14 protein-coding genes are annotated in these 16971 nt (G+C 55.0%); 3 read left to right on the forward strand and 11 right to left on the reverse strand.

Annotated elements, in window-relative coordinates:
- Positions 1-76 precede the first annotated feature (76 nt).
- The 9 genes from ACNT1W_RS02295 to ACNT1W_RS02335 form a co-directional block, all read right to left on the reverse strand.
- Entirely contained in the window at positions 77-2143 is a 2067-nt protein-coding gene (locus ACNT1W_RS02295) for an alpha-amylase (RefSeq protein WP_419246356.1), read from the reverse strand.
- A 160-nt stretch (positions 2144-2303) separates the two neighbouring features.
- Positions 2304-3281, reverse strand: a complete 978-nt coding sequence (gene ghrB, locus ACNT1W_RS02300) for a glyoxylate/hydroxypyruvate reductase GhrB (protein WP_218217369.1) — start codon at positions 3279-3281, stop codon at positions 2304-2306.
- A gap of 104 nt (positions 3282-3385) precedes the next feature.
- On the reverse strand, positions 3386-4654 hold the full coding sequence (locus tag ACNT1W_RS02305; RefSeq protein ID WP_012004531.1) for an MFS transporter: 1269 nt from the start codon (positions 4652-4654) through the stop codon (positions 3386-3388).
- Between the two features lie 97 nt (positions 4655-4751).
- Positions 4752-5711, reverse strand: a complete 960-nt coding sequence (locus tag ACNT1W_RS02310; protein ID WP_012004532.1) for a sugar kinase — start codon at positions 5709-5711, stop codon at positions 4752-4754.
- A 6-nt stretch (positions 5712-5717) separates the two neighbouring features.
- Positions 5718-6470 (reverse strand): sugar phosphate isomerase/epimerase family protein, encoded by a 753-nt coding sequence (locus tag ACNT1W_RS02315; RefSeq protein ID WP_112363460.1) that lies wholly within the window; start codon positions 6468-6470, stop codon positions 5718-5720.
- A 184-nt stretch (positions 6471-6654) separates the two neighbouring features.
- The gene (locus tag ACNT1W_RS02320; protein WP_037410627.1) at positions 6655-7671 is read right to left on the reverse strand and encodes a LacI family DNA-binding transcriptional regulator; all 1017 of its coding nucleotides are present in this window, start codon (positions 7669-7671) and stop codon (positions 6655-6657) included.
- A 137-nt stretch (positions 7672-7808) separates the two neighbouring features.
- Complete coding sequence (locus ACNT1W_RS02325; protein WP_135314588.1) at positions 7809-8471, reverse strand: OmpA family lipoprotein; 663 nt, start codon at positions 8469-8471, stop codon at positions 7809-7811.
- A 268-nt stretch (positions 8472-8739) separates the two neighbouring features.
- The gene (locus ACNT1W_RS02330) at positions 8740-9198 is read right to left on the reverse strand and encodes an N-acetyltransferase (protein ID WP_012004536.1); all 459 of its coding nucleotides are present in this window, start codon (positions 9196-9198) and stop codon (positions 8740-8742) included.
- Complete coding sequence (locus ACNT1W_RS02335; protein WP_012004537.1) at positions 9174-9737, reverse strand: DNA-3-methyladenine glycosylase I; 564 nt, start codon at positions 9735-9737, stop codon at positions 9174-9176. Before ACNT1W_RS02335 ends, ACNT1W_RS02330 begins: the two co-directional genes overlap by 25 nt.
- Before the next feature lie 198 nt (positions 9738-9935).
- Here ACNT1W_RS02335 and ACNT1W_RS02340 point away from each other — a divergent pair, with 198 nt between their 5' ends.
- Both ACNT1W_RS02340 and ACNT1W_RS02345 read left to right on the forward strand, forming a co-directional pair.
- Entirely contained in the window at positions 9936-11924 is a 1989-nt protein-coding gene (locus ACNT1W_RS02340; RefSeq protein ID WP_115183489.1) for an autotransporter outer membrane beta-barrel domain-containing protein, read from the forward strand.
- A gap of 794 nt (positions 11925-12718) precedes the next feature.
- Positions 12719-13465: a LuxR family transcriptional regulator gene (locus ACNT1W_RS02345; protein WP_261414625.1), complete on the forward strand. Its 747-nt coding sequence runs from the start codon at positions 12719-12721 to the stop codon at positions 13463-13465.
- Here the strand turns inward: ACNT1W_RS02345 and ACNT1W_RS02350 are convergent.
- Both ACNT1W_RS02350 and ACNT1W_RS02355 read right to left on the reverse strand, forming a co-directional pair.
- Entirely contained in the window at positions 13424-14083 is a 660-nt protein-coding gene (locus tag ACNT1W_RS02350) for an acyl-homoserine-lactone synthase (RefSeq protein WP_041418424.1), read from the reverse strand. The two genes, ACNT1W_RS02345 and ACNT1W_RS02350, sit on opposite strands and share 42 nt — an antisense overlap.
- A gap of 363 nt (positions 14084-14446) precedes the next feature.
- Positions 14447-15787, reverse strand: a complete 1341-nt coding sequence (locus ACNT1W_RS02355) for an MFS transporter (protein ID WP_261277898.1) — start codon at positions 15785-15787, stop codon at positions 14447-14449.
- A gap of 262 nt (positions 15788-16049) precedes the next feature.
- On the opposite strand from ACNT1W_RS02355, the gene glyQ reads away from it, so the two are divergent.
- Complete coding sequence (gene glyQ, locus ACNT1W_RS02360) at positions 16050-16964, forward strand: glycine--tRNA ligase subunit alpha (RefSeq protein ID WP_012004542.1); 915 nt, start codon at positions 16050-16052, stop codon at positions 16962-16964.
- Positions 16965-16971 lie beyond the last annotated feature (7 nt).

Genomic DNA, 16971 nt, shown 5'->3' on the forward strand with positions numbered 1-16971 from the left:
GACGCAATGCGGTTCATAAAACAGCCACCGGGAGTAAACTTCGCCCGATGGACATTTCCCAGCATATCGCGCTGAATTATTGTGACCGATCGCCGACCCACACCACCATCACCTTATCGTCGCCAAGCCGACGGCTGAAGGCGTAGTATTGCGCCGTTTGTTGCGACTGCTGTTTACCCGAACCGATTGCCGGGTGACGAGCGCGGAATTGGCCCAGCCGCTGCCAGTGCGCCAGCAGTGGGGCTTTGTCGCCCTGCAGCTCACTCCAGTTCATATCGGAACGGGTGCCCTGCAACGGGTCTGAACCGCTCGGGCCAAGCTGACGACCACTTTCATCACCGTAGTAAATTTGTACCGCGCCGGGGGCCAGCAGCAGCAGGTCGGCGGCACGCTGCTGCAGCGCCAGCGACCCTTTGGCATCACTGGCAAAGAACAGCCGGGTATCGTGCGAAGAGATGTAGCTCAACACGTTGAAATCCTGCAGCTTGTCAGCCAGCTGTTGATAGGTGGCGTCGATGCTGGAGAAGCAGCTCAGCGCCTGCGACGCCTGATCCTGGAAATCAAAATTGATCATCGCGTCGAAGCCGTTCTGGTAATAGTCACTTTTCATCACGCCATGGCCCCAGGCTTCACCGGTCATCCAGAATGGGGCGTTATCCAGTGCCTGTTGCGGATGAGCGGCTTTCCACTCGGCCAACGCCGCCGTGGCACGCTGTTTCAGCAGCGCCAGCGTCGGTTTCTCCACGTGCTTGGCGGTATCGACGCGAAAGCCGTCAATGCCGTAATCGCGTACCCATTGGCTGAGCCAGGTAGTCAGGTAGTCGCGGGGAGTAGCTCCGGGGATTTCGTGCGCAGCGGTGTCGGGTTTATGGCGATAAAACAGCGGCAGACCGCTGGCGCCGGACGCTTCAGTTTTGATGTCCGGGAGGAAGGCCAGCGACATGGTGAGGTCGTCATAGCCCGGTGGATCGTAGTCGCCTATATCGGTGCGGATCCAGTTTTTACCCCACCAGGCGTCCCAGCCGGCCTTATCGCTGAAGTTGATGTAATCGTTGAAGCTGTGCCAGTTTTGTCCTGTGCCCGGCCGCCAGTCGCCCCAGTTTTTACCCAGTGTTTTTTCGATCTCTGCACCTTTCAGATACAGCGAGCCGAACTGGAAGGTCTGCATATCCGCCAGCGTGGCGTAACCGACGTGATTCACCACCACGTCGAACAGGATGCGGATACCACGCTGGTGCGCTTGCTCGACCAGCGTGCGCAGATCTTGCTCGCTGCCCATATTGGCATCGAGCCGGGTCCAGTCCAGCGCGTAGTATCCGTGATAGGCATAATGCGGGAAGTCGCCCTTGGTGCCGCCGCCAACCCAGCCGTGGATCTGCTCCAGCGGCGAACTGATCCACAGCGCATTGACGCCGAGCTGTTGCAGATAATCGAGCTTTTTCGTCAGGCCGGCCAAATCGCCGCCGTGGAAGGTGCCTATCTCCTGCATGCCGTCGCTGCGGCGGCCGTAGCTGTGGTCGTTGGCCGGGTTGCCGTTTTCAAAGCGATCGGTGAGGGCGAAGTAGACCGTGGCGTTGTGCCAGTTGAACGGCGCGGCTTTCTCGCTGCTTGCCGACTCCAGCAACAGTAACCCCCCGCTGCCTGCGGCCGGTTGCAGGGTGACTTTGCCCTGGCTGACCCTGGTCGTTTGGCCAGAATAGAAATCACGTACCGTTTCACCTTCGGCAAAGGTCGCCGCCACGTCAAGAGTGACCGGCAAGCCGTTCCAGCGTGGGCAGATGCGTGCTACCGAAGCGGCGGCGATTTCCGGTGCGGTTTTCAGGCTGAGCTGCAACGTTGGTGTACCGCTGCGGGTGTCGATGCGCACCTGATATTCGCCTGCGCGGAACAACCGCCAGTTAACCGGTGGGTTATCGCCGCAAGGTTGCAGTGACAGGGCTTGATTCAGTTTGGCCGCCGTGGTCGGCTGCCAGCACTGTTGGTTCTGGTAAATCTTCAGCGGCAGTTCGCCCTTGGCCAACGTGGCGTGGCTGGTGAACAAGCCGCTGGCGGACTCGTCAAAGGCCGGGAAGCTTTGCAGCGTCCAGCTCGCTATTGCCGCCGGTGACAGCAGCATCAACAGGGGAAGGGTCAGGCGTTTCATGGCTCTCCTTACGCGTGGCAGGAAGCGTCTTTATCGTAGGGTAATGCCCAGTGTGACCAACGATAAAAAAATAGCCTCATCCCAACAGATAATTTTCCGGGAGGAGATGGCGGGGGGAGAGGGATGGAACGAAATGGGCGGCGGGCGCCGCCCTTCATGACTATTTCTTCAGCAGTTGCGGATTAACACAGTTTTCTTTGACCGTGCCGGTCAGGGCGGCAATCAGGTTGTCGACGGCACATTCGGCCATGCCATAGCGGGTCTCATGGGTCGCAGAACCGATATGCGGCAGTGCCACTACGTTTGGCAGCGTCAGCAGCGGAGAAGACACCGGCAGCGGCTCTTTTTCGAAAACGTCCAGCCCGGCGGCATGGATGGTCCCGTTCTGCAGCGCTTCTATCAGCGCGGCTTCGTCCACCACCGGGCCACGACCGGCGTTGATCAGGATGCCGCTCTTTTTCATTTTCGCCAGTTGGTCGCGGCTGATCATATGGAAGGTTTCATCCGTCAGCGGCAGCGTAATGCAGATGAAATCGGATTCAGCCAATAGCGTATCCAGGTCACAGCGGCGGGCGTTAAAACGTTGCTCGGCTTCTTCGTGCGTGCGGCGGGCGTTATACAACACCGGCATGCCGAAGCCGAAGTGCGCACGTTGCGCCAGCGCCAGGCCAATTCGGCCCATCCCGAGGATGCCGATGGTTTTATGGTGTACATCGACGCCAAACCAGTCGGCTCCAATGCTGCCCTGCCATTCGCCGGCCTTTACCCGTTCGGCCACTTCCACCACCCGGCGCGCTGTCGCCAGCACCAGACTCATGATGGTATCGGCGACGGTTTCGGTCAGCACGGTAGGGGTATGCATCAGCAGCACGTTATGAGCATTAAGCGCGTCGACGTCGAAATTGTCGTAACCGACGGAAATGGTTGAGGCCGCACGCAGTTTTGGCGCCTGCTGCAGGAAAGCCTCATCAATTTTACCGCCGGAACCGATGATCCCTTCCGCCTGTTGCAACGCCTGGCGCAGCTCATCGTGGTTATCCGGGGTCAGGCCGTCGAAGGCGTGCACGGTGAAGTGCTGTTCCAGTCGTTCACGCAGGTCGGCGGGTATGTTTTTGTATAAAACGATAGAAGGCTTCATCACGAACTCCAGCAAGCTAACGATTAGGACGTTGGGGATCCAACATAACATAAAGCAAAAAGGGTGAAGGGCGCAGCGCCCGTCACCCCGGTCATTCAGGTAGATCAGGCCAGTTGTGGCTGGGCCTCGTTGCGAGCGGGTTTGACGACCAGCGTCAGCACCACCGCCGCCAGCAGGGCAATGGCCATAAACATATAAGAAGCCGCCGGGCTACCGGTAGCGCCGTTCAGGTAACCGACAAACCACGAGCCGAAGAAGGAACCCAGCGCACCCATGCTGTTGATCAGTGCCATGGCGCCACCGGCAACGTTTTTCGGCAGCATTTCAGGAATGATGGCGAAGAAAGGCCCATAAGGGGCATACATAGCGGCACCGGCAATCACCAACAGGGTGTAAGAGACCCAGAAATGGTTGGCGCCGACGGCGTAAGAGCCGAAGAAAGCCAGCGCGCCAATCAGCAACAGCGGCCAGACGAACAGCTTACGGTTTTGCATTTTGTCGGAGGCCCAGGACACCAGGATCATGGCGATAGTCGCCGCCAGGTAAGGCACCGCTGACAGCCAGCCGGCTTCCACCATACCCATCTGCATGCCGCTGCGCAGGATGGAAGGCAACCACAGCACGAAGCCATACACGCCAATACTCCAGGCAAAGTACTGCGCGCACAGCAAAATAACGTTGCGTGAACGGAAGGCTTCACCGTAGTTACGCACCGCTTTAATGCCTTTTTGTTCTTCTTCCAGCTGCTGCTGCAACGCCAGTTTTTCGCCGTCGCTCAGCCATTTGGCCTGGGCGGGTTTGTCTTTGGCCAGCACCCACCAGCAGAAGGCCCAGATCACCGCCGGAATGCCTTCAAAGATGAACATTTCACGCCAGCCGTAGGCGTGGATCAGGTAGCCGGAAACCACCGACATCCACAGCACCGTGACCGGGTTGCCGAGGATCAGGAAGGTATTGGCGCGTGAGCGTTCTGATTTGGTGAACCAGTTGCTGATGTAAATCAGCATCGCCGGCATGACCGCGGCCTCCACCACGCCGAGGATAAAGCGGATAGCGGCCAGCATGGGGATATTACTGACCATGCCGGTCAGTGAGGCGCAGGCCCCCCACAGGATCAGGCACCAGAAAATCAGTTTTTTAACGCTGCGGCGTTCGGCATAGATAGCGCCGGGGATCTGGAAAAAGAAATAGCCGAGGAAAAACAGCGCGCCCAGCAGTGAGGACATGCCCTTGGTGATACCCAAATCGTCATTAATGCCGGCGGCCGAAGCAAAGCTGAAGTTGGCGCGGTCGAGATAGGCCAGGCTGTAGGTGATAAACACGATGGGCATGATGTACCACCAGCGTTTAGCCGCGATAGTCGCTTTGTTCATGTTCAGATTCCTCAGTGTTCTCTCAACGCGTCCTGGTTGTAGGGCCAGAGGTACACGTCATGTGGAGAAGTCGGTTAACCGATTATGTTTGTTATATTTATTCAGCCAGTGCTGCGCGGGTCGGCAAGCCTTCGCTGTCGCCGATGGCCTGGATCGCCAGCGAGCCGATTTTGTTACCGCGTTGAACCGCCTGTTTCAGCGTTTTGCCTTCCAGCAGGGCGCTAAGGGTGCCGACCGCAAAACCGTCGCCTGCCCCCACGGTGTCCACTACGTTGTCGACTTTAATGGCAGCTACGGCCGCCTGGTCGCCGGCGGCGGTTTTAAACCAGGCGCCGTCCGGGCCGGTTTTGATAATCACCGCCTGTACGCCGCGCTCTAGGTAAAAATCGGCAATGCCTTCCGGCGTTGATTGGCCGGTGAGGATTTGCCCTTCTTTCAGCCCCGGCAGCACCCAGTCGGCGGCAAACGCCAGCTTATTGAGCTGTTCGATCATCACCTGTTGGCTGGACCACAGCACCGGACGTAAATTAGGGTCGAACGAAATGGTTTTGCCCATCGCACGCATCTCACGTGCGGCATGGTGACACAGCGCCAGCGACTGACCGGACAGGGCCGCCGCTACGCCGCTCAGGTGCAGATGGCGAGCGGAACCGAAGTATTCGCGGTTGAAATCGTCCACTGAAAGATGACTGGCCGCCGAGCCTTTGCGGAAATACTCCACCTTGGGATCGGTACCATCCGTGGTTTTAGATTTGATCTGAAAACCGGTCGGATAATTGCCGTCTACCGTTACCTGCTGGGCGTTAATGCCTTCTTTTTTCAATTGTTGCAGGGCGAAGCGGCCGAAACTGTCATTGCCGACGCGGCTGACCCAGCCGACGTTCAGGCCCAGACGTGCCAGACCGATCGCCACGTTCAGTTCGGCACCGGCAATGCGCTTGGTGAAGGTTTCCACTTCCGCCATATCGCCGGTTTGGCTTGCCACGAACATGGCCATGGCTTCACCCAGGGTGACGACGTCCAATGGTGCGCTATGCGCGGCTGTCAGCGTTGTCATGATGTTTTACTCCGCACGCAGCAGGTTAACGTAGTAGCGGGTTACGTCTTCCAGACTGTCACCCTGCAATGGGAATTCAATGCCACGTGGAACATCCTGCGGCAGACGGGTCAGCAACTCACGCCATTTACCGTCACTGTCGTCCAGCGCCACGGCACGCCAGCCTTTCAGGCTATGAGTGGCGGCTTTAACGTGAACGTAGCTGACGTGGCGGGCCAGGCGCTCGGCGGCGGCGAAGGCGTCTTGCCCGACCCAGTGCCAGTTGGCCATATCGAAAGTCATGCTGACCGGCAGACGGTTATCTTCCGCCGCGTGGAAAAAGGCGTTCAGCAGTGACAGAATGCCGCAGTCCGGGGTCTGGTCATTTTCCACCACCAGGCTGACCGGATGCTGCTCCAGTGCCACTTTCAGTTCGGTAAAATCGAAGCCCGGCTGGTAATGGCCCAGGGATAATTTTAACTGGCGCGCATTCAACGTCTGGGCTTCCGCCAGCAGTGCAGGCAGATTTGGGTTCAGCGTGTGCTGCGGGGTAAACAGGGCTTCAGGTGCGGAATAAACGGCAAACAGTTGCTGCTGTTCGATGGCCTGAGCCAGAGCCGGCAGGGCCTGTAGCTCCTGAGCAGAAAACAGTTCGCGGCGAATTTCTACGCCGTCGGCACCTGCACCGGCGATGATCGGCAGTAAAGCGGCCTGGCCACCGAGCTGCTGGACGGTATCGGTGCCATAGGCGCCGGTCACTATGATAATTTCTCTGGTCATTTTTGCTCCTGAGGTGGTGTTAGTCCCACCGATACTGTTAACCACAAGTTAAATGGTACCGGTTCCAGACAAAAGCGACAGAGTGTAAAAATATGATCGCAGTCACGAACCTGAGCAAAAAATAGTCTGGATGATGCGATGTAAGGGGCGCACAGCTCGCGCCCCTGCGGGAAAGGGGGAGAGATTATCGGGTGGTGGAGCCGCGCACGATCAGCTCACCGGGGAACATCTGTTCGCTGATGGGGGTATTCAGGCCCTGAATGCGTTGCACCAGTTGCTCCAGCGCGGCATGGCCCATTTGATAGGTGGGCTGTTTCAGGGTGGTGATGCCCACCCCAGCCAGTTCGGCCCATTCCAGCTCGTCAAAGCCCAGCAGGCCGATATCGCTGCCCCACTGGATACCCAGCCGGCGCATGGCGCGTGCCACCTGCAGCGTCAGGGCACCATTAGCGGAAATCACCGCCTTGCGCATACCGCGATGGCGAGCGTTAAAGTCGTGGATCACGCCTTCCAGCTGCTTAACGTCGTTAAGCGGAGTTTCGGCCTGTTCGGCCAACAGTCCGGCATGTTGCGCCATGGTCTGGTTAAAGGCGTGCAGCCTTTCCAGGCGGGTATTGACCGTGCCGATTGGCTCGCTGAGAAACAAAATGGCTTCGAAACCCTGTTGCAGCAGGTGTTCCGTGGCGACGGTGGCCGCTTCGTGATTGTTGAGGCCCACCACATCGCAGGCGAAATCAGAGATTTTGCGGTCAATAAGCACCATCGGCAGCATCGATTGTTGCAGGGTCGACAGCGCCTCTTCGCGCATACCGACGGCATTGACCACGATGCCCTCTACCCGGTAACTGCTAAGCAATTGCAGGTAGTGCTGTTCCTGGTTGACCTCGTTATTGGTATTACACACCAGCAGGGTAAAACCGTGTTGGCGGCAGGCCGCTTCGATACCGCGCATTACGTCCACCGAGTAGGGATTGGTGATGTCGGCGATGATCAGGCCAATCAGCCGCGTTTGGCCGCCCTTCAGGCTGCGTGCCATCTGGCTGGGCCGATAGTCGAGCTGGTGGATCGCCTGTTCGATGCGCTGTTTGAGATCGTCAGAAAGCAGGTGCTGCTCACCATTGAGATAGCGCGATACGCTGGTTTTACCCGTCTTGGCGGTTTTCGCCACATCGCTGATGGTGGCCCGCCCCGAGGCGCGAATTGCCTTAACACTGCTCACAGCCGATCTCCCCTGTGGTTAATTGCCAAGGAGACTAACACACCCGGCGCAGAGCCGGAATGCCCAATGGCGGAGCGGCGGGGGACAGGAAGTGGCGGGGCAGAGCGCCCCGCACGGGATTACTGCAGCGGGCTGAGGGTGATTTCAACGCGGCGGTTTTGTGCCTTGCCTTCCGTGGTGCTGTTGGAGGCGATCGGGTTGTCCGGACCGGCACCTGAGGTGCGGATGCGGTTGGCCGCAACACCCTGGGTGATCAGCGCGCTACCCACGCCGTCGGCACGTTGCTGAGACAGGGTCATGTTCAGCGCACGGGAACCGGTGCTGTCGGTGTAGCCGATGATGTTAACCGCCGTTTTCGGGTATTCCTTCAACACCATGGCCACGCCGGTCAGGGTATTGGCACCCGCCGGTTTCAGGGTAGCGCTGCTGCTGTCGAAGGTGACGTTATTTGGCATGTTCAGCACGATATTGTCGCCCTGACGGGTCACGCTAACGCCGGTACCTTTCATTTTGTCGCGCAGTTTGGCTTCCTGCACGTCCATGTAATAACCGGCACCGCCGCCCAGTGCTGCACCGGCAGCGGCACCAATCAGTGCGCCTTTGCCGCGGTCTTTTTTCGACGAGGACAGCATGCCGACGCCTGCGCCCAATGCCGCGCCGATCCCTGCGCCAATGCCGGATTTTCCGGCTTCAGATTCCCCGGTGTACGGGTTGGTGGTACAGGCTGACAGCGTGAGCGCAAGGCTCACCGCGCCGGCAATAATCGCAATGCGTTTATTCATGTTTTTTCCTTTGTGGCATCAGAATCTGTGTGCGTCAGTCCAATCTCGGGGACGCTAAAAAAACCGTTGGCCGCCTGGTATGCCAGGTTGCGGCGCTACTATGACGCGTATCTCCTCCGGCAGTTCCGGAAAAAAACGTGACAAATTATAAGCGGCTCACGGGCTGCGCTTGTTATCCGGTAAAACGGAGGGGAATACCATGCAGCGGATTCTGAATTGAGCGCACCCCGGTGCGGAGTGCGCTGTTTTTAGCCAGAAGTGACAAAAATCAAACGCTGGCGGCCCAGTTCATGAGCAACGTATGGGCTTGAGTTTCTTCATTTAACAGGCGCTGTGTTACCTGGAAACCCTGCTTGTGGTAGAACGCGCAGGCGCGCAGATTCTCCTGATACACTTCCAGGCTCAGCTGGGGATAGCGTTGTTGTACGTGCGCCATCAGCGCCTGTCCGACGCCGCGACCGTGAAACGCCTGTTCAACAAACAGCGCGCCAATGAAGCGCTGATCCAACACGCTAATGAAGCCGACGATCTCCCCCTCATGCCAATACGCCCAACTGTGCGCTCGCGGCAGGTAGTTTTCCCGTACCAGCGTTGCGCTTTCCCGCCAGTAGCTTTCCTTCACGAACGGATGGGCGGCGATGGTGCTGGGCAACCACAGGGCCATCAGCCGCGGCAGATCGGCCGGGCCGCAAGGGTGGATCGCTACGGCTTTGGGTAGCAGAGGCATCCGGTCAGATGATCGTTCACCAGCCCGCTGGCCTGCATAAAGGCATAACAGGTGGTAGAACCGATAAATTTGAAGCCGCGTTTTTTTAGCGCCTTGGACATGGCGTCTGAACGTTCGGTTTTCGCCGGTACTTCGCTCAATTGTTGCCAACGGTTGAGCAGTGGCTTGCCGTCGACAAAGGTCCAGATAAAGCTGACGAAATCTTCACCGGCTGCTTCCATCGCCAGATAGGCCCTGGCGTTGGCAATGATGGCCTCGATTTTGCCCCGGTGGCGGATAATGCCGCTGTCCTGCAGCAAGGTTTCCACCTCTTGTTCGCTGATGGCCGCCACCCGCTGTGGATCGAAGTTGTGGAAGGCACGACGGTAGTTTTCACGTTTCTTTAGCACGGTGATCCAGGACAGTCCGGCCTGTTGCCCTTCCAGACACAGCATTTCGAACAGTTCACGCGCATCGGTAGTCGGTGCGCCCCATTCCTTGTCGTGATACTCGAGATATAACGGATCTGCCGTCACCCAACCGCAACGTTCGTTGATCATACTGACTGTCCTTGTGCTGTGTTTATTTACAGTAAGCATCGCCCGAAGTTGCGAACTTGGCAAGCCCCTGATTGTTTTATCAACGACCGGCTTGACGTGGCGAAAAAGCCAGCAATATTTACTAGATGGCCGGTAGCCAAAAAGGCCAATGATAAAAATGTATTTTCCTTCATTTGCTTGGCTCTCAGGAGTCTGTTCATGCCTCTAAAAATAACTCGTATGCCCCGCCCGGCGGTGCTTGCAGTGGCAATATTATGCAGTATGACGACCTCAGCGCTGGCCTACGACCAACTCTACGTCTTTGGCGACAGTCTGAGCGACACCGGCAACAATGGCCGCTTTACCTACGACAGCAATAAACATCTGTTATACGACGAAGTGCTGGCGCAACGTATTGGTGCCGCGCTGGTGGCATCGGATAACGGCGGTGACAACTATGCCGCGGGCGGTGGCGTGGCGGTACCGGCGCTTAACCCGGCGGATAACACTCAGGATCAGGTGCAGAGCTACCTCAACCGGGTCAATGGCCGGGCCGATGGTGATGGGCTGTATATTCACTGGATTGGTGGCAACGACCTGGCGGCGGCGGCGTTAAATCCGACGACTGCGCCGGGTGTGGCCTACAACAGTGCGGCCGCCGCTGCAGCGCAGGTTCACTCGTTGTTAAATGCCGGTGCCGGAACGGTGATTGTCCCGACGGTGCCGAATATTGGCTCTACGCCGCAGCTGATGGAGCTGATTATCCAACAGGCGCTGACGCCGGTGCAAAACGCGGCAGTGCAGGCGGCCTACGCCACCCTGAATTCGCTGGCGACCCCGGACAATGACTCGCGAACTCAGGCCATCCACCAGGCGCTGACGGCCGCTGCGGCGCAGGGCAGTACCATCCCGCAGGTGCAGCAGGCGATTGCCGCACAGCTGATTGCCGCCTTTGACAGCCTGAGTGCTCAGGCCGGGCAACTGACCGATTTTTATAACCAGAACGAAGACCGCCTGCTGGCACTGGGCAGCGGCAATATCGTTCGGGTTGATGTCAACAAACTGTTTAGCGAGGCGATTGCCAATCCGGCGCAGTTTGGCTTTACCAATACCGCCGGTATGGCCTGCCCGCCGGGCGTTTCTTCAGCTGTGTGCAGCTCCGCCATGCCGGGTTTTGACAGCAGCCAATCCTATCTGTTTGCCGATCATTTCCACCCCAGCCCGCAGGCACATCAACTGATCGCCGATTACATTCAGGCGGTGCTGGACGGCCCGGCGCAGGTGGTGGCGCTGAATCAGGCGACGGCGGCCATGGCGCGTGACAGCCGCGCTACCCTCGACAGCCGTTTCCAACAGTTGCGCAATGGCGGCAATCCGCAAGGGGCGCTGGGCGTGTTCGGCGGTTATGCCGGACAACACTATGACTATTCAGCCAATCTGGCGGCAGGTGACGGCAACGCCACCACCCATAATCTGACGGTCGGGGTGGATTACCAGTTGACCGACGGCTGGTTAATTGGGGCGCTGATTTCCGGTTCCAATGACGATCAGCAGCCTTCCAGCCGCTACGACTATAAGGCGCGTGGCCTGCTGTTCTCGGCCTTTACCGCCCTGGACGTGTTTGAGCACGGTTGGGTGAACGCCGATCTGCATTACGCGACAATGGATTACGATGATATTCGCCGCAGCATGCAACTGGGGTCGTTAACCCGCACCGAAACCGGCAGCACCGATGGCAAGCAGTGGGGCGCAAGGGTCACCGCCGGTTATGACTTCCCTGTTACTTCTTATCTGACCACCGGGCCGATGGCGCAGTTCGCCTGGGATTACAGTAACGTCTCCGGTTACAGCGAGGACGGCAACGACAGCACCGCCATGAGGTTTAACGACCAGACCTACCATTCGCAGATTGGTGCGCTGGGCTGGCGGTTAGACAGCAATTTCGGCCTGTTTAACCCGTACGCCGAGGTGAGTTATCAGCATCAGTTTGGCGATGATGTCTATCGGGCCGGCGGCGGCCTGAAGTCCACCCAGACCTCTTTTACCCGCGACAGCGCCAATCAGGATAAAAACTGGCTGGATGTGACCCTGGGAGCGAACATGCCGCTGACAGATCAGGTGGCCGCGTTCGCCACCGTTTCGCAGACCGGCGGCCTGAGCAGCGGCGAACAGTTTATGTATAACGTCGGCGTCAGTGCGCGGTTTTGAGTGGTTGATATATCAGTAAGGGGCCCGGACATCTGGCCCATAATCAATACCGGTTGATGTGGCGGATCGCAGATATAACGGTATGTTGATGCTGGCCAATTAAACAGTGTGGGCACATCTATGATGTATGGGGGATTATTCGATTTGCTATGGATTATTTATGGCACTGAGTGGGGGGAATCAACGTTATAATGCGATAATTTTCGCTCTTTGCATGATGAAATACAGTATTTGACTGTACTTTAGTACAACTATCATTCGAGTTTAAAAAACTTTATTGTTATCTCAGAAAAACAAGACACACATAAAAAAAACTGATCCTGAATCAGGATCAGATAGCCAATTTGGCCAACACCAGGGAAACAATTTTAAATATTATTGTTTTATATATTTTGATTGTCAATTTCTTTCTTTCACCCTGTCATTTGATGGGGTGAGGAAGTTATTGGTTTTTTCCTCTGATGGCGAATCGTGTGTCTTCCTCCGTACTTGCTCGTAACTCCTCACTCCGTATGTAGTGTTTTTGTTTATTTTGTAATTAAAATTAACATGACATGTATCTGAAATTTTTTGAAGATAACCACGATATTTTCCTTTTTTACCTATCCTTTATGAGGCTAAATGGCGCTTATTAATATAAATAAATCCCAATCCGTGATTATTTATATTGTATAGATAATTTTTGTTGTCGATTTTAATAATTTAACCTGACTTTTTATCAGTTATGCCGCCAGCAATTTTTATGTTATAATTTTTATTAGCTAAGGATTTTTATTTTTTAAGGAGAGGGTTCAGTGTCAAATTCATTCTTCAATGATGAAACCATCAACACCACCATAAAAAATGATTTGGAAGGTAAACTTAGCGAGTATAGTAACGTGAAGTACGCTTTTGCCATAATGAATAAAAGAAACCCGGCGAACTTTGCGATTATTTCGAATGGAACTGAATGGTTTGAATTTTATACAGAAAATAACTATCAATTTATCGACCCGGTTCTTATTACTGCTTCGCGCCGTATTACTCCGTTCTCCTGGGATGAAAATATAATGATTGATCCAGGGTTAAAATTGCCAAGAATTTTTGATATGGCTAAGAATTACAATGTAGTTAATGGCTATACATTTGTGCTGCACGATCATAATCATAATTTGGTGGTGCTTTCTATTATGATTGATAAACATTGCGACTATAATATAGAAGAAAGAATAATAGCCAACCAAGACAAACTTCAAATGCTGCTAATTACTACTCATGATAAGCTCACTGCATTTTACAAGGAAATTAATAGCCCTACCTACTTTGACAAAATGAACAATAAAGGAATATTCTCGAAGCGAGAGAATGAGATAATTTACTGGGCAAGCATGGGTAAATCCTATCAGGAGATTGCGCTCATCCTGGGGATCAAGCTCACCACAATAAAATATCATATTGGTAATGCCGTCAAAAAATTAGGCGTTACCAACGCCAAACATGCTATCAGGCTAGGCGTTGAACTACAGCTGATCAGACCCGTGCTTCCTGACACGGAAGGTTAATGGCCAGGCATCGCGGTCCGGGGTTAAGCCAGGGTGGGCCAAGTTGATGCGATCGACCAATATCTGCTGGTTGCGATCGTCAACCGGCATGTAAATCAGGTAAATTCGCTGGTTTTTCTCTGATTGCCCTTGCTCGACTACTGTAATTTCCCAACCGGATCTTTGGAAGATAATCAGCATGGGATGGCTGATGATTGCATAAATCCCTTGGTAATCATAATTTCTTGCATAATTGATCATAGATAAAAATAGTAGTGAACTGATCGGTTCATTTTGTAATTTCATCGCCTGCACACGTCCTTTATCGATAAAAAGCCTACTGGCCTCAACAAAGTTACCTTCAGGAAGTTCTATTTTATTAAAATAGGATTTAAACGTGCCAGTAATCATATTATTGTATTTTGTTTCTATAAATCGCAGACTGCAGACTACCATATTTTCATACATACCAAAAAGGTACGTAGTATGATTGTTATCATACTCGTCAAATTCCATATTGTTTTCGCAATTAACAATCCAGTTGAGACGGTCTTTAAATGTCCTCTTTCTTAAAGAGAATAATTCTTTAGAACGGTTATCCGACAGTAGATTGTAATCCACATCAAAGATTTCTATCATTTCTACATCTTCCATAATCGAATTTTAAATTTAATTTCGTCTTACGACAATGCTGGGGTGCGGTAGACAATCCTACCAGAGTCAAGTCGGCAAGTAAATTTTTAGCCTGTGAGGTAAATAATTGATGATTGGTTTTTATAATAAAGTGTTTCTTTTATGTGATGATTGTTATTTTAACAATCACATTTTTGTTTGCGAATTATCTCTTGGAATGTTTCACATGAGGATGTCTTTTTAAGCACGATTATTGTCGGTATGTTATCAATTCTGTGAATAATAGAAATGTTATTGTCTGCAGGTACAGAAGTTAACTTAATTCGAAAGACGCTAACCTGACGGCATCCTTGCCTCATGGTTTTGTTGTTATCGCTGCGCTGCGTGCTGAATACCTCGGTGGTGCGGCGAGCTGTCGGCTCCCATCTTTCTTTCAGGCTGCAGCAGGGTCATGCACAGCATGCTGCAGAAGGACACCACGGCGGTGGCGAAGAACATCGCGCCATAACCGTGGTGTTGTGCCAGCCAGCCGCTCAGCATCGGTGCGGTGATCGAGGCAATATTGGCGATCGCCAGCGTCATGCCGCTGTAGGCACCCACCGAAGCCTTGGGCGTGACGTCGATCACCACCGACCAATACACATTATTCACCAGCGCATTCAGCGCGTTACCCAGCGTCATCAGCAGAATGATTTCGGTCGGCGTGCTCATAAAGGGGATCAGCAGGAAACAGGTGGCGGTCAGCAGCAAGGTGACTGCCGCGAACAGGTTGCGCGCCAGCCGCAGGTTGCCAAAGCGTCGTAGCAGCGCGTCGGCGATGCGGCCGCCGAGCAGAACGGTGAAACAGGCTCCGCTCCACGGGATCATCGCCACATACCACAGCGAGTGCAGATCGTAATTAAAGGTGTCTTGCAGGTATTTGGGGCCCCAGGTCACCAGCACAAAGGTGACATAGAGGAAAGAGAAGTAACCCAGGGCGTTAAACACCAGCGTGCGGTTGGTAAAGAATGCCCACCACGGCAGGCGTGGTTGCTGGCTGTCTGCGTCCTGATCGGCACTAATGGCCGCCAGTTCGACGGCGTTGACTTCAGGGTGCTCCTCCGGCGTGTCAGTGAAGAAACGGGCAAACAGCAGAATGGCGATCAGCGAGAACAGACCCAGCAGCATAAACATGCTGCGCCAGTCATCGGTCAGCAGCAGCAGCCCCACGGCCAGCGGTGCGGTCAGCAGTGACCCCACCTGAGTGCTCAGCAGGCCGATGCCCAGCGAAAACCCACGCTCCTTGCGCGGTGCCCAGTTGGCGATGGTTTTGTTCATCAGCGCATAGGCCGGACCTTCGGCAAAACCGAACATGATACGCAGCGCGGCGAAACCCATGATCGCCGACCCTCCAAACAGTGCTACCCCCAGTTCGCCCGCCCAGGCGGTGGCGATCTCCAGCAGCGACCACAGCGCTCCGGCGATCAGCCAGACCTTTTTGGTGCCGACGCGGTCGGCCAGAAAACCGCCGCACAGCGAACCGAACAAATAGCCAAAGCCGAAGTAGCCCAGCACGGCGCCCAGTTGTGCCTTGTTGAAGTTGAATTCTCGGGAGATATCGTTGGCGGCGAAGGATAGCGCACCGCGATCGACGTAGTTGATCAGCGCAATAAAGAACACCATGGCGAAAATACGGTAGCGATAGCGGCTGTCGGTTAAGGCGGTAGTCATCAGCGAACCTCCTGAAATGTTGGTTATCAGGACGCTAGCAAGGTTGGTGCCAGTCTCGGAGATCATGGAGGGCGGGGGGCCGTGGTGTATTCGCAGGGGGAAACCGTGCCATGCAGGCGCATTTGCCCCATTTCAGTGCGTAAAAACACCGCGCTTCTTTGATGATTCGCACTTGTTACCGGATTCGGGCTGTATATCTTACGGTCAACGGGTATACTGGCGCATCCCATTTAAATCCACTTGTATCGCGTGCGAATTCAACATGCAAAAGTTTGATACCAAGACCTTTCAGGGCCTGATCCTGACACTGCAGGACTATTGGGCGCGCCAGGGCTGCACCATCGTTCAACCATTGGACATGGAAGTCGGCGCGGGAACCTCACACCCGATGACGTGCCTGCGCGCACTGGGGCCGGAGCCAATGGCCACCGCCTACGTGCAGCCGTCCCGCCGCCCGACCGACGGCCGCTACGGTGAAAACCCAAACCGTCTGCAACACTATTACCAGTTCCAGGTGGTGATTAAGCCATCGCCGGACAACATTCAGGAACTGTACCTGGGCTCGTTGAAAGAGCTGGGTCTGGATCCGACCATTCACGATATCCGCTTCGTAGAAGATAACTGGGAAAACCCGACGCTTGGCGCCTGGGGCCTGGGCTGGGAAGTGTGGCTGAACGGCATGGAAGTGACGCAGTTCACTTACTTCCAGCAGGTCGGCGGCATGGAGTGCAAACCGGTAACCGGCGAGATCACCTACGGTCTGGAACGTCTGGCGATGTATATCCAGGGCGTGGACAGCGTCTACGATCTGGTGTGGAGCGACGGCCCGCTGGGTGTGACCACCTATGGCGACGTGTTCCATCAGAACGAAGTGGAGCAGTCCACTTACAACTTCGAATACGCCGACGTGGACTTCCTGTTCTCCTGCTTTGAGCAGTACGAGAAAGAAGCCCAGTCGCTGCTGGCGCTGGAGAAACCACTGCCGCTGCCGGCTTACGAACGTATTCTGAAGGCCGGCCACACCTTCAACCTGTTGGATGCGCGCAAGGCGATCTCGGTGACCGAGCGTCAGCGTTATATTCTGCGTATCCGCACGCTGACCAAAGCCGTTGCCGAGGCCTACTACGCTTCTCGCGAAGCGCTGGGCTTCCCAATGTGCAAAAAGAACAAGAGCTAAGAGGCAG

Source organism: Serratia sp. NFX21 (assembly GCF_048517035.1).
In the GTDB taxonomy this organism is placed as follows: domain Bacteria; phylum Pseudomonadota; class Gammaproteobacteria; order Enterobacterales; family Enterobacteriaceae; genus Serratia; species Serratia quinivorans.